The organism is Halobacillus locisalis (assembly GCF_013694105.1).
In the GTDB taxonomy this organism is placed as follows: Bacteria; Bacillota; Bacilli; order Bacillales; family Halobacillaceae; genus Halobacillus; species Halobacillus locisalis.
In genome coordinates, this window is record NZ_JACEFG010000001.1 from 1336184 (window position 1) to 1351395 (window position 15212).

9 protein-coding genes are annotated in these 15212 nt (G+C 43.4%); all 9 read right to left on the reverse strand.

The window, feature by feature from the left end; genetic code table 11:
* Positions 1-65: 65 nt before the first annotated feature.
* The 9 genes from H0266_RS07025 to H0266_RS07065 all read right to left on the reverse strand — a co-directional run bounded on the left by H0266_RS07025 (position 66) and on the right by H0266_RS07065 (position 15169).
* Positions 66-1358: an NCS2 family permease gene (locus H0266_RS07025; protein ID WP_181471647.1), complete on the reverse strand. Its 1293-nt coding sequence runs from the start codon at positions 1356-1358 to the stop codon at positions 66-68.
* A gap of 664 nt (positions 1359-2022) precedes the next feature.
* Positions 2023-3489, reverse strand: coding sequence for a PH domain-containing protein (locus H0266_RS07030; protein ID WP_181471648.1), 1467 nt, complete (start codon positions 3487-3489; stop codon positions 2023-2025).
* Positions 3482-3961: a PH domain-containing protein gene (locus H0266_RS07035; protein ID WP_181471649.1), complete on the reverse strand. Its 480-nt coding sequence runs from the start codon at positions 3959-3961 to the stop codon at positions 3482-3484. Before H0266_RS07035 ends, H0266_RS07030 begins: the two co-directional genes overlap by 8 nt.
* A gap of 99 nt (positions 3962-4060) precedes the next feature.
* The gene (gene proC / locus H0266_RS07040) at positions 4061-4873 is read right to left on the reverse strand and encodes a pyrroline-5-carboxylate reductase (protein WP_181471650.1); all 813 of its coding nucleotides are present in this window, start codon (positions 4871-4873) and stop codon (positions 4061-4063) included.
* A gap of 222 nt (positions 4874-5095) precedes the next feature.
* Complete coding sequence (locus H0266_RS07045) at positions 5096-6592, reverse strand: potassium/proton antiporter (protein WP_181471651.1); 1497 nt, start codon at positions 6590-6592, stop codon at positions 5096-5098.
* 354 nt (positions 6593-6946) lie between these two features.
* The gene (gene yhbH, locus H0266_RS07050; protein WP_181471652.1) at positions 6947-8110 is read right to left on the reverse strand and encodes a sporulation protein YhbH; all 1164 of its coding nucleotides are present in this window, start codon (positions 8108-8110) and stop codon (positions 6947-6949) included.
* Positions 8111-8684: 574 nt separating this feature from the next.
* On the reverse strand, positions 8685-10007 hold the full coding sequence (odhB, locus tag H0266_RS07055) for a 2-oxoglutarate dehydrogenase complex dihydrolipoyllysine-residue succinyltransferase (RefSeq protein ID WP_181471653.1): 1323 nt from the start codon (positions 10005-10007) through the stop codon (positions 8685-8687).
* A complete protein-coding gene (locus tag H0266_RS07060) occupies positions 9994-12813 on the reverse strand; it encodes a 2-oxoglutarate dehydrogenase E1 component (RefSeq protein WP_220127204.1) in 2820 nt (939 codons plus the stop codon). The genes odhB and H0266_RS07060 overlap by 14 nt, the downstream gene beginning before the upstream one ends.
* Before the next feature lie 253 nt (positions 12814-13066).
* The gene (locus H0266_RS07065; RefSeq protein WP_181471655.1) at positions 13067-15169 is read right to left on the reverse strand and encodes an RNA degradosome polyphosphate kinase; all 2103 of its coding nucleotides are present in this window, start codon (positions 15167-15169) and stop codon (positions 13067-13069) included.
* Positions 15170-15212: the final 43 nt, after the last annotated feature.

Genomic DNA, 15212 nt, shown 5'->3' on the forward strand with positions numbered 1-15212 from the left:
CAATTGGTAACTATTCGATATAACTCCAATATTGGTCATAAAAAAACCACAGCGCTAGGCTGTGGTTAATGACCAGGAAAGAAAATCATTTGCAGGATGAAAATGAAAGCGAACAGGTATAGAATCCAGTGAACGTCTCTTCCTTTTCCTCTGACAAGCTTCAGGACCGGATACGTAATAAACCCAATGGCAATACCCGTTGCGATGCTAGACGTCAGCGGCATCGTCAAAATAATGATGAAAGCGGGAAACGCGTCATCGAAGGTCTGCCATTGAACCTTTGCAAGACCCTCCATCATAAAGCAACCAACAATGATCAAAACTGGTGCTGTAATGGCCGGAACTCCTGACACAGCCCCGACGATTGGAGAGAAGAACATCGATAGGATAAACAAACTAGCGACGATCAAGGTGGTCAGCCCCGTTCTACCTCCAGCTGCTACTCCTGAAGAGGATTCGATATAAGCAGAAGAAGGACTGGTTCCGAACATCGCTCCGACGGTCGTTGCTGAAGCGTCAGCCATCAAGGCCGCTCTAGCTTTCGGTAAACTACCATCCTTTCGAATGAATCCAGCCTGTTCTGCGACCCCGACCATCGTTCCTGTCGTATCAAAAATCGTAACAAGTAAAAACGCGAAAATAACCGTGTACAAACCATTACTGAAAACCCCGGCTAAATCTATATCCCAGAATACAGGAGCAGGTGGCACAGAAGCTACCCCTTCCACTTGCAACTGTCCTGTGAAATACGCCACAACACCAGTAATCAGCATACCAATAAAAAGACCACCCGTGACGTTTCTCGCAATCAAAGCAAGCGTGACAAAAAGGCCAAAAACAGTCAGTAGGGTACTAGGTGCTGTTAAATCTCCTAACGTTACGAGCGTTGTTTCGCTAGCTACAATAATCCCAGACATGCGCAACCCAAGAAAAGCAATAAATAAACCAATCCCGGACGTGATGCCGTATTTAAGAGAAGGAGGAATCGCCGTTATCAAAATTTCTCTCAATCTAGTGATGCTCAAGATGACAAATAAAATCCCTGCAATAAAGACAGTGCCCAAAATAACAGGATAACTAACATCTTGTTGAATAACTTCCGTAACAAAATACGCATTCATCCCCATGCCCGGTGCAATAGCAATCGGGTAGTTTGCGGCAAATGCCATAATTAGTGTCCCTACTACAGCAGCAATGATCGTCGCCATAAACACTTGATCAATCGGCACACCTGCATTAGACAGAATAGCTGGATTGACAATCACGATATATACCATTGTTAAAAAGGTCGTAAAACCTGCAATGACTTCTGTTCGTGCGTTTGTTTGATTTTCTTCTAATCGAAAGAATTGTTTCATGTTGGACTCCCCTTTTTCCGAATGTTAATCACAACATTCCTCATAATATACTTTTTACGAACGAAAATCAATAGTTTATATATAAATGTTCGTGTTTTTACTTTTAAGCATTTTCGGAATGATTTATCTCACTCAAAAATCGATCAGTACTCTTACATACTCTAGTACAGGATGTTTCTAAGTTCTTCACCATGTAAGAATCAGGGCTGGTTTTGAAACAACTCGCTTTCCTGCGGGGGAGCCGTCGAGCCTCCCCGGTCGTTGAACTCCCTGTGGGGTCTCGCCTAGGCCCTTCTCCCGCGGGAGTCTCGCTGTTTCAAAACCACCCCTTTCGACATGTGGAGGAACGAACTCTCAGCATGGTGGCTGTGGCTGACCTGACGAGCATTGCGCTACCTTGGAAAATAGCTGCTCACCCCGGTTTTGTTTGACGTGAATCAGCTCGTACGATGTTTCCGTTCGCCTCATAAAAGCAAGAAGGGTCGGGAAATGGCGAGACTCCTATGAGATGCACATGATTGGTGAGATCCCGCAAGGCAAAGCCTGAGGAAGCTCAGCACATGCCCATGGAAAGCGAGTCATTTCCCGGCCCTTCAAACGCTACTCAATGTAACGGAAATCACCATTGATAAAATAAGAAGGTGAAGTGGATGGAATCTCCACTTCACCTTCTTATTTTCTGATCAGGCTGATACCAGTCCAACATATCACCAACCGTCTCTTCATTTAAATAGTAACAATGAGCAACCGCTCCACCAGCCCCAGACTTCAGCGATACTCTCACGCTTCCCAGTCGAATCCGCTTTTGTAAAATCGTTTGAGTCATTGAAGCCGCTTGTATACGGTGCTTTTTCATAATGAACGTTTGTTTGATGAGGGATCGACTTCGCAAAGTCATCTGCCTCTCTGAAATATTCCACCCAGCATCATAGTACCCAATCCAACCAAGGAAAGATGCTGCAGCTGCCACAAGCAGGCTTAGCAAGCCGAGCGGAAAGAATATGATACTAGTCGGAATGGATGCCAACCAGAAAAGCCACGACTGACGAATGATATATCTAGGCAGTGACCGCTTTGGAGGCCTACTCAATTCAATATCCAGATCATACTCTTCTACGATGTTTCTCATGACACCAGCAATCTCAGCTTTTTTTATAAAAGGTAACAAACGGAGTTGGTTCTCATCACTTTGCAAAAGCGAGCCGCCAGCACTGATGATGGTTACTGAAGCGTATCCGAGAGGCTGTCGAATTAAGTTTTCATCAATTCTAAGACCTTGGATCCGGTTCAGTGGGATCGTCATTTGTTTCTTTTCTAACCAACCTCTTGTAATGACAAGGTCGTTATCTTGGAGAAACACCGTGAAGTTCGCGTATCGACCGATGGTTAGGAGAATAGATATTCCATAGGCAATAACAAGAATCAGGATCGCTGTGAAGGCAACGACGAGAACGCCGATTTGAATCCAATCGACAACCTCCTGATAAATCGCTCCCAGTGGCAGGGCCTCCATCACTTGGGAGAAAAACACCCCTACACCGGATAATACAACTCCCGCACCACCTGAGGTGATAGCCATTAGGATTATTTCTTTCATCTTCATCTCGTACACTTTCTCACGAACTTCTTCGGTGGAAGATTCGTCTGTTTCTTCTTCGGCGGGTGTCCACTTCTCTTGTTTATACTCATGAATCATTTCTTCTAACTGCTCTGCCTCTTCTTTTCTAATCGCCGTAAGTTCCGCTTCTGATTTCTCATTCCCAGATGATCCAGCCGTTTCTACATCTACTTTGACGAGTTGAAAAGGCCGGTGAAAAATCCCCTCTGAGAAGTTCAAACTTTGGATTCGATCAATAGGAATGTAGCGTTTCTTTCTGAAGAATAGCCCATACTCGATTCTAAGCTCCCCTTCTTCCATCCGATACGTAAATCGTAACCATCTGATAAAACCACTCGCTAGAATCAAAAGCAGCACACCAGCGGAGACGAGAATCGGTATCCATTCTATAGAACCACTGGTGAATCCACCGTTCAAAAAGACAATGGCCACTAAAGGTAATACCGCGTCTTTTAAACCTTTGACAAAATTAATGACGGCAGAAATCGGGTGTAATCGTTTCGGTTCAAACATCGTCTTCCGCCACCCTTGCTAACGCTGAAATGGATTGGCGCAACTCTTCCGCTTCTTGTTCATCCAGGGCCGGTATTTTATGTACCGTAGCTGCCGTTGAAATACTGATGGTGGCTAAACGGAATTTCCTTAATAATGGACCTTGTTCCGTATCAACATGTTGTACACGAACCATCGGTACTAAAGTCTTTGTAATTAAAAGAATTCCATGCTGCAATTCGACATCCTGTTCTGTGACTTCGTAGCGCCACCGCTTCCATTTAAGAGACGGCAGAAGCCACACTGAAAATATCAGTTCCAATACGAGAATGGCAGCTGCAACCCACATGATCCATATCGGCCATTCCCAGCGCACAATGGCCACAATCAACGCTGCACTGACAACGAATGTGATAGCAAACTGAATCATGCCGTAAATGCGCCATAATGTTAACGCCCTTCTCGATATTTGACGGGCTGGTTCCTCCATCATTCTTGACCACCTCTATCCTTAGCTACTTCATACGTATGTAACCCGACTTGGGTTTCAAAAAAGCCAGGCATGAACAATCGCCCCTACCTGGCTTACCTATCATTGACCGCTAGATAAGTCTTTCGAACGCTTGGTACATGCATTCATTGCTTGAATGATGGAGCTACGCAACCCCGTTTGCTCAAGCGTATTGACCCCTTCAATCGTTACTCCACCCGGGGTACACACGGCATCTTTCAATTCACCAGGATGCTTTCCTGTTTCAAGGACCATTTTCGCAGCACCCTGAACGGCTTGAGAAGCGAGTTTATATGCTTTGTCTCTTGGAAAACCTTGCTGAACCGCTGTATCTGCCATCGCTTCGATGAACATATACACAAACGCTGGTGATGATCCACTGACAGCAGGGACGGCGTCCATAAGGCTCTCATCAATGACTTCCGCCTCTCCAAAGCTTTCGAATACCTCCATTACCTCTGCAAGCTCTTCTTTTGTCACGAAATCATTCGGACATAAAACACTCATCCCTGCACCAACTAGTGATGGTGTGTTCGGCATGGAGCGGATGACTTTCACATTCTTATCAAACGCTTCTTTCATTTGATCGAGTGTAATTCCTGCGGCAATCGTGATCACCACGGTATCGTCTGTAACTTCTTCTCTTATTTGCTGAATAACACCTTGATAGACATAAGGTTTAACGGCCAAGAAGAGCAAATCGCTTTCTCTTGCCAATTTCTTATTGTCTGTAGATATTTCAATTCCCAGTTCATCTGTGACAAAGTCAATCGTCTCATCAGATAAAGCTGTTGCCGCTATTTCGCCAGGCTTCACGATCTCCGCACTGATCATGCCTTGAATCATAGCTTGGCCCATTTGACCACACCCGATAAATCCTATTTTCTTATTCACCGTTCATCCCTCCTAGTGTTCTTATTGTATAGGAAGTCAGCACACTTCACAATTATTCCTCTCCTTCCATTCAATCAGATGTAAAGAACTAGTAAATATTTCTCTTTTTCGTTAGTAAAGGTTTACAAAATTATTTCGATTCCCTATAATAGTAAATGTATTCTTCATATCATAGCGATTCACCAAAAATATCATAGCTGCTACGAGAAAAGCCGAGCTGCCTTAAGCTCGGCTTTTTTCGTTCTCTTCTTTTACAGCTTCCAGCAGTTCTTTCAGTTCTTTTTTGTTCTTCCGGGAAACAAGAATGTAAAGAGTATCCCCTGCTTTGATTTCTGTTTGCCCATAAGGTGTGATGACGTCGCCTTCTCGGATAATGGCATTGATCAGGGCTCTATCCGGAAGCTCCATATCCTCTAACTTCTTACCAACAATTCGGTTATTCTCAACAACTTCAAATTCCATCATCTCTACATTCGCTTTGCCGATTGAGATCAACTCCAACGAATGAATAGGATTCGTCAACTTATCGGAAACCAGTTGGAAACGTTCAGCTACCCATGTAATAGAAGAACCCTGAGCAAGTGCTGAGGTCAAAACAGTAAAGAACACGACGTTGAAAATCACTTGGCTATTCTCTACCCCGGCGAGCATCGGGAAAATAGCTAATACGATGGGTACCGCACCCCGCAAACCTGCCCAAGATAGAAAAACCTTCTCTTTTGGCGTAAAACCAAATCCTACTAAACTAATGAAGGTTGCTAACGGTCGAGCAACAAGGATCAGGACAAGCGCAATGACTAAACCGTCAAACATGACAGAAGGACGAAAGACTTCGGTCGGAAAGACGAACAGCCCCAAAATGATGAACATCAAGATTTGAGCCATCCAACCAAACCCTTCATGGAAACGAAGAATAGAGTAACGGTAAGCAAGTTCAGAATTGCCTACTAATACGGCGGCCACATAGACAGCAAGCAAGCCACTCGCTTGTATGAGAGAACTGGCACTATAAGCTAAAAAGGCAAAGCTTAAAGCAAATAGAGGGTATAGGCCACTCGAATCTAAATTAATGCGATTCAAAGCGAAACTAGCTATGTACCCGATACCAAGACCAACAACAAGTCCAGCCCCCATCTGCCAGAAGAACGATCCCACGAGTCCCCATATGTTTACTTGATCAAAGGTGAGCAATTGTATAAAACTGATGGTTAAAAATACAGCCATCGGGTCGTTTGTTCCGGATTCTGCTTCAAGTGTCGCCTCTAAATTCCCCTTAATATTTTTTCCTTTCAATGCAGCAAAAACGGCTGCTGCATCTGTAGAACCGATGATAGCCCCTACGAGAAATGCTTCAAACCAAGAAAGTTGTAATACAAATTTTGCCGCAACCGCCACAATCGATGTTGTCAAGATGACCCCTACAGTAGCAAGAGAAATCGAAGGTGCGATGACAGGTCGTATATCCTGCCACTTCGTCTGCATACCACCTTCAAACAGAATGACAATTAAAGCAAACACACCAACAAGCTGAGCGATTTCTGCATTGTCGAAGTAGATAAACCCAAGACCATCACTTCCGACGATCATGCCGACGGCAATAAACAACACCAGAGATGGTACACCTAATCGCGAAGAGAACTTCGTTACAACGACACTGGCAATAAGTAATAGTGCTACTAGCATAATGAACTGATTCGATTGGAGAATTTCTTGTATCATAGTCCGTACCCCTTTGTATCTTTCTGTTTTACTATTATAACAGGGGCACGAAGACTGTGCTTTGCTCAAGGCTTCTATGTAAGTAAGTTTGGTGAACAGAGTCCGAAGAAAAGGTTTCCCCTGTCCTAAATAAACGGAGCTGATGTCTGAAAAAGCGGTACTCTTGTCCGAATGAGCAATAAATGCCCGATATCTTACGTCCCTTGTCCGGAGCCTGAGTGGATGTCCGATTTAACTCGATTCTTGTCCGAGTAGATCGGTTAATTGTCCGAATCAGCATCCTCATCTACACCTATATCATTTATCAGACATAATAAAAGCCGAGCAGCATATGCCGCTCGGCTTACTCTACCTTTAACTGAACACCTCTTGTTCTTCTTCACTAAAGAACTCTTTCATAGCATGGAACACATCTGCTTTTCTTTTCAAGATATAATGCCTGAACTTCGGATGATCGATGGATTTATACGCTTGCATCAAACTCGATGATCGATTATATTGGTTGACCTCCCCATACCCGAACATTTGTGAAACTTCGATCAACTGTTCGATTAATCCTAAGCACCGTTTGTTATCTGATGTTAAGTTATCGCCATCTGAGAAGTGAAAAGGATAAATATTATAGCGTTCTGGTGAATATTTGGTCTCAATCAACTCCAATGCTTTTCTATAAGCGGAGGAACAAATCGTACCCCCACTTTCGCCTTTAGAGAAGAAATCATGTTCATTGACGACTTTCGCCTGTGTGTGGTGAGCAATGAATTCAATATCAACGGTTTCATAATTTCGATTCAGGAATCGGTTCATCCAGAAAAAGAAGCTGCGTGCCATATATTTTTCCCATTGTCCCATGCTTCCACTCGTATCCATCATTGCGATGACAACAGCCTTAGATTCAGGTTTGGTTTTTTCATTCCATGTCTTGAAGCGAATATCTTCCGGATAAATCGGCGCAAAGGACGCCTCGCCACCCAGCGCATTCCGCTTGTAAGCTTCTAGCATTGTGCGCTTCTTATCAATATTACCAGTTAATCCAGTTTTACGGATATCACTAAACTCAATGTCTGTACTGATAATATTATCTTTTTCTTTTTCATCTAAGTTCGGGAGCGTCAACTCTTTGAAAAAAGCCTCTTCCAATTCGGCAAGTGAGATTTCTGCTTCATAATAGTCTTCCCCTGCCTGATCTCCAGCTCCATCCCCGTCCCCCGGTTTACCTTTCTTGGCATTTGGATCTTGAGCAACGACATCCCCAACCTGGCTGTCACCTTCGCCTTGACCCGCATGTTTGTTCTTTTCATGGTTGTAACGGATTTTATATTCATCAAGTGAACGGATTGGTATTTTAACTACACGCTTACCATTCGACATCACAATGTTCTCTTCCGTAATCAAATCAGGTAACTGCTTATTCATGGCATCCTTGACTTTTTCTTGATGTCGCCTCTGATCGTCATAGCCTTTCCTGTGGAGGGACCAGTCGTCTTCGGCGATAACAAAACTTTTCTCTTCATCCATGATATTTCTCCCTCCTAAGCGAGTATTACTCTATCGTATGCAGGTCCACGTCAATGGATGAAACATATCGTCATAAGTGTGCTCTTTTATCTAAATATTCTGACCATTTAAGCGTTCTATAAAAAACCCCAATCACCTTATGATAGTGATTGAGGAAAAGTTTCATTCAGCGCTCGGATACATTCTTTAAGAAAGGTACGTTTGGACAACTAGAAACAGAGCCCTTACCGCGCAGTATTTTGAGGAGGGTAAGGAAATGTGTGCAATCTGTCCCAATAGGCTGAGCAAATGTCCGATAAAGTGCGTCTCTTGTCCGAATCAGAAAAGAATGTCCGATATAGAAGGTCACTTGTCCGAAATGTGCAGATGAATATCTGATTTCGTGCATCTGTTGTCCGAATGGCTTGAATAAAAGTCTGAATTGAGGTCTTCCTCCCTCCTCAAGTTTCTAATATTTGCGAAAGGACCTTAACATCTCGAAATCAGACCTTCCTCAAATCTGCCCGATTCTTGCATAGCATTTAATATTGCAAAATAAAACCCCGTCAAATCGGTGATTTGACGGGGTTAGTGATTAACCTTCTAGCAGTAGATCATATGGATCTTCAATCATCTCTTTAATTCGACGGAGGAACTGCACAGCATCCTTGCCATCGACAATACGGTGATCATAGGATAAAGCGATATACATCATTGGACGAGCTTGAATCGTATCGTCCGGCATCACGACAGCACGTTTCTCAATGTTGTGTAGACCTAAAATCCCGACCTGTGGTGAATTTAAGATTGGTGTGGATAGCATCGAACCGAAGATACCACCATTGGTAATCGTAAATGAACCACCTTGAAGGTCTTCTAGCTGCAATTCTTTGTTGCGAGCTTTTGTCGCTACATCCATAATTCCTTTCTCAATTCCAGCGAAGCTTAAACGATCCGCATCACGGACAACGGGTACAACTAATCCTTCCTCTGTTGAAACCGCCATACCAATATCGTAGAATTTCTTCTGGACAATCTCGTTGCCCTGGATTTCTGCGTTCAATAACGGGAATTCTTTAAGAGCCCCTACAACGGCTTTTGTGAAGAATGACATGAATCCAAGCTTCACATCATGTTTGTTTAAAAACGTTTCTTTACGTTCTTTACGCAGGTTCATCACGTTTGTCATATCGACTTCGTTGAAGGTTGTCAGCATAGCAGCCTCTTGTTGCACTTCAACCAAACGCTTAGCAATCGTCTGACGGCGACGCGACATCTTGATACGCTCCACAGGTTTCTCAAACTCGGTTTTCTCATTTGATTGATCTTGCTTTTTCTCTTTCTTAGGTGCTTCTTTTTTCTTCTCTTCTTTCTTGTCTCCACCTTTAGCTGCCGCATCCACGTCTTCTGGACGGATTCTTCCTAATGGATCACGAGCAGAAATCTCACTCAAGTCTATGCCAAGCTCTCGTGCACGCTTACGAGCCGCTGGAGTGGCAATGACGTCTTTTTGTTGACTATCAGAAGAAGACTTCTCTTCTGACTTCTCATCTTTATCTTCTTTTTGTTGTTTCGGTTGATCTTCTTGTTTAGGTTGTTCTTGCTTTTCTTCTTTTGCTTTAGAGGAGGTTTCTTCTTCAGAGGACTCTTCTTCAGAATCATCATCAGAGTTTCCTGCTTCTCCATTCTCATCGACTTTTGCAATCACATCGCCCACTTCGACGTCGTCTCCTTCTTCTTTTAGAAGTTCAGAGATGACTCCGCCAGCATCTGCATTGACCTCGACGTTGACCTTATCTGTTTCTAATTCAAGAATAGGGTCTCCCTTTTCAACTTGATCACCTTTCTTGACTAGCCATTCAGCAATAGTACCTTCTGTTATGGATTCAGCTAATTCAGGAACTTTAATTTCCTTCATTTGAATTTCCTCCTTTGGACATCTGTAGCGCTTCACGAATAATACGATTTTGTTCTGTTTTATGAATGTTCGGTTCCCCTACAGAAGGAGATGCACGATGAGGTCGTCCTACATAACGATGAATTTGATTTTCTTTCAACAATTTGTGCAGGATGCCTTCTACGTAATACCAAGACCCCATGTTTTGAGGTTCTTCCTGTACCCAGACAAGTTCCTCTACATTTGGATAGGACTCTAGAATCCCAGCTAGATTATCTTCAGGGAACGGGTAGATTTGTTCAATCCTTACTGCATCGATGGTCTCAAAAGATTGTTCTGCTTTTTCAACAGTGTCTTCAATCTCTACCATGATTTTCCCGCTGCCAAGGAGAAGTGTTTTCACTTTTTCTTTCTCTTTTTTAGTTTTTGAAGTCAACCCTGGTTGTTTCAATATCGGCTGGAACTTACCGTTACTGAACTGCTCTCCGTCAACCGCCACTCGTTGATTACGCAACAAACTCTTCGGCGTCATTAAGACGAGAGGGCGCGCCTCTTCTTTATTACTTATTGCTGCTTGTCTACGCAACAAGTGGAAGTATTGAGCAGAAGACGTCACATTGGCAACCGTCCAGTTGTGCTCTGCTCCCATTTGAAGGAATCGCTCGAGACGTGCACTGGAGTGTTCCGGTCCTTGCCCTTCATAGCCATGAGGAAGCAAGAATACCATATTTGATTTTTCTCCCCATTTTGCTCGACCAGCCGAAACAAACTGATCGAAAATCACTTGTCCAGCGTTTGCGAAATCACCAAATTGTGCTTCCCAAAGAACAAGCGCTTCAGGAGCTTGTACACTATAACCGTATTCAAAGCCGATTACCCCCGCTTCAGATAACGGACTGTTGTGTATATCAAATGAAGCATTCGCTTGTTCAATGCCGTGCAATGGACAATAAGTATCGCCTGTTTCAACATCATGAAGAACAAGGTGACGATGGGCGAATGTACCACGCTCTGTATCCTGTCCAGTGATACGGATCGGTTGGCCTTCTTCCAAAATCGAGGCAAAAGCTAAAGCTTCTGCTGTTGCCCAATCGACTTGTCCTCCATCATCAAGCATCTTGCTACGGCGCTGCAGAATCTTCTCCAATTTCTTGAAGCCGTTGAATCCTTCCGGGCGTTTGAGCATGCCTTCGTTCAATCCACGCAGTCGATCGATATCGACAGCGGTCTCAATTTCATCTAAGGTGCTTTCTACACCGCTCGGACGTTCTTTTACGTCAGGTGCCGCGGTTTCGTGCTCGTTCATATTGTTATAAATATCACGAAGATCATTTTCAATTTCTTCTTTGATTTCATTAAGTGCATTCTCTCCTACAACCGATTCTTTCTCCAGTTGTTCTGCAAATAAAGCAGCGACTGTAGGATGCTCATCAATTTCGCTGTATAACCTTGGTTGTGTTGCACGCGGTTCATCCATTTCGTTATGTCCAAAACGACGATATCCCACGAGGTCAACAAGGAAATCTTTATGGAACTTTTTACGATATTCATAAGCCAGCGACATCGCTGACATACACGCGATCGGGTCGTCTGCATTCACATGTAGAATAGGAATTTCAAACCCTTTTGCCAAGTCGCTGGCATAACGGGTCGAACGCCCATGTTTACGGTTGGTCGTAAATCCGACCAAGTTGTTCGCGATGATATGAACCGTTCCACCTGTACGATAACCAGGCAGGTCACTCATGTTCAATGTCTCCGCTACGACTCCTTCACCGATGAAAGCTGCGTCACCATGAATCAATACACCAAACGCTTCATCGCGATCCATTTGGGCATAACCGGCTTTTGTACGGTCATCCTGAGCAGCTCTTGTGAATCCTTCCACGACAGGATTGACGTACTCCAAGTGAGACGGATTGTGACTCAGAGTGACTTGGGTAGCCGATTGCTCCCCGTTATCAATGTCTCTTCTTGCACCGAAGTGATATTTTACATCGCCAGTCCATCCGTAGTTGATGCCTGTTGACCCTTCAGATGGAATCAGCTCTTTATCTGGTGAATGATGGAACTCAGAGAAAATTCGGTCATATGGTTTCCCTAAAATATGAGCCAAAACGTTGAGACGACCGCGGTGGGCCATTCCCATCATAATATGTTTGATTTGATCAGAAGACGCCGACTGAATCATGTGGTCCAACATAGGAACCATGACATCTAAACCTTCGATCGAGAAACGTTTTTGTGCAACAAAGGTTTTAGCTAAGAAGTTTTCAAACCCTTCAACCTGAGCCAGTCTGCGCAATAATTGTCTCTTCTCTTCGTCCGTGAGTGATACTTGGAACGTACCTGAATCGATTTTATCCTGCAACCACTTTCTCTCTTCTTCATTATTGACATGACCATATTCGAAGGAGATTGTGCCTGCATATTTTTCTTTTAATGTACGGACCACTTGCAAAGCATTCTCCAGCTTTAATGGAGAATCAGGCCAAACCCACTCGGCCGGCATTTGTTCGAGGTCCTTTTCGGTTAACCCGTATGTTTCTAAGTCCAATAAATTTGTTGGCTCCCTTTCATAACTACCTACTGCGTAAATTTCAGCCTGCAGGTGACCATGACGACGAACAGCCTCAACAAGTTTGTATGCTGAGGTGATCTTTGCAATATCCGTTTGGGACGGCATAGCCGATCCATTACCTTCTGCTACTGAACCTGTTTCTACCCAGTCTGGAGCGCCATGCTCATCGAATAAGTCCTTCAAGGAAGGATCGACGGTACTAGGATCGTTCTCATACTGTTCATATTGTTCTTCAATGTACCCCATATTGGGGCCATGGAAATTTTCCCAGAATTTTTCATTGGAGCCTTGTTTAGACACGTGTAATACCCCCAAGTAGTAGTTGGCTATTGTTTCCTCGAAAACGTTTCCAAGTCCAAGTACTATTATAGAATTGAAACGCTTACGTGTTCAACATATTTCGCAATTTTTTTTCATTAATCAACAGTTTCATTATAACAATAAAGACGCACCAGTGGGTACGCCTTTTTACTTTTTACAGTAAATTGCTATGATCTTGTTATTCCTCATCTTCTAAAACGCGGTAAGCCATATCAAATAGCTTCATCTGACTATTGATCTTTGGCGTATTTGGCGGGACTTCAACATAACGATACTGACCATCATTCTGTTGTTCTCTTGCTTTGACGTTGTCATTTAGCATCACAGATAAAATCTTTTGCAAGCGACTCTTAATGGCAGGTTCGTGAATAGGAAACATCAGTTCCACACGCTTTACCATGTTGCGGGTCATCATATCAGCTGAAGAAAGGAATATTCGATCATCGCCGTTGTGGTGGAAGTAGTAAATGCGACTATGCTCTAGGAAACGTCCTACAATGCTTCGTACACGGATGTTGTCGCTGATTCCTTTGATTCCTGGTCGAAGGCAGCAAATGCCCCGAACAATCAAATCAATCTTCACCCCCGCTTGAGAAGCTTCATAGAGTTTCATGATTAAATTTTTGTCCGTTAATGAATTCATTTTTGCAATGATTCTTCCGTTTCCGTGCTGCTTATGGAAGCGAATTTCATTGTTCATGTACCGAATAAAGTCATTACGAATATCAAATGGAGCCATAGATAAATGATGATACTTCGGTTTTTCTGTGAAACCACTTAAATAATTGAAAAAGTCAGTCGCATCAATGCCGAACTTTCTACGGGCTGTAATCACACCCATATCGGTGTAAAGAGATGCGGTCTGGTCATTATAGTTCCCTGTCCCTAAGTGGACGAAACGCTCAATTTTCTCATGTTTCTTTCTGACAACCAATGTAATCTTGCTATGTGTTTTCAAGTAAGTCATACCATAGATTACATGACACCCTGCTTTTTCCAGTTCCTTGGCCCACTGAACGTTGTTTTCTTCGTCAAAACGAGCCTTCAATTCAACAAGGACTGTAACCTGCTTGCCTTTTTCAGCCGCTCTCTTCAACGCATCAATAATCGGAGAGTCACCACTGACCCGATAGAGCGTTTGTTTAATGGCTAGAACGTACGGGTCATCGGCAGCCTCCGCGACAAAATCGACTACCGGCTCAAACGATTCGTATGGGTGATGGAGGAATACATCGCCCTTCTCGATAGCTTCAAAGATATCCTCTTCCCCCTCCAAATCCCTTGGAGGTTGCGGCATAAGCGTTTCATATGTCAAATGATCTTTAAGATCAGCAAGGGTCTTATGGAACTTAAACAAGAAGGTCAAGTCCAGGGGACCATTTGTGATGTATAAGTCATCTTTATGAATCTCCAATACTTTAAGAAGGAACGAAACCACCTTCTCATCATACTTCTCGCTACGCACTTCTAAGCGGACAGCCGCTCCCCATTTTCTCTTCTTCAGTTCTTTCTCAATCTCTTTCAGAAGATCACGTGCACCCTCTTCGTGGATCGTCATATCCGCATTTCTTGTGATGCGGAATTCCGTGATGGACCTCACTTGATAGCCTTTAAACAATTTAGAAATAAAATGACTGATGATTTCTTCGAGTAATACGTACTGGCACTTATGATCATGCCCCACTTCTACGAAACGATCCAGTACGGCCGGAACTTGTACGATAGCCGTTTTCGTTTCGTTATCCGTTGGATCTAAAGCGTCTTTTATAACAACAGCCAAGTTGATTGATTTATTTAATAACATTGGGAATGGACGGTATGCATCCACAGCCATCGGGGTTAAAACAGGAAATATTTCTTCATCGAAGTATGACTCCAGTCGGGCAATCTCTTCTTTTGTCAGGTCTTCCATCGATAATAAGGAAATATCTTCTCCTTCAAGTTCTGGTTTCATTGCCTGGTAGGAGTCGTATTGTTTGCGTACTATTTCATGATTGATCTCTGCAATCTTTGATAGTTGCTGCTTAGGTGTCAAACCCGCTTTATTCTCCGGTTTATTGAACCCGGCTTTCACCTGGTCTTTCAATCCTGCTACGCGGACCATGAAAAATTCATCAAGATTCGATGAACAAATCGCTAAGAATTTAAGTCGCTCTAGTAAAGGGTTGTCCATATCAAGCGCTTCCTCTAATACACGTTCGTTAAAGGCAAGCCAGCTCAATTCACGGTTATTATAAAATAGTGGATTATCTAATTCCTGCATCTTTTGTTCTGTCGACATATTTCAACACCCTTCACAAAGTAATCTACCATCACCATAGTAT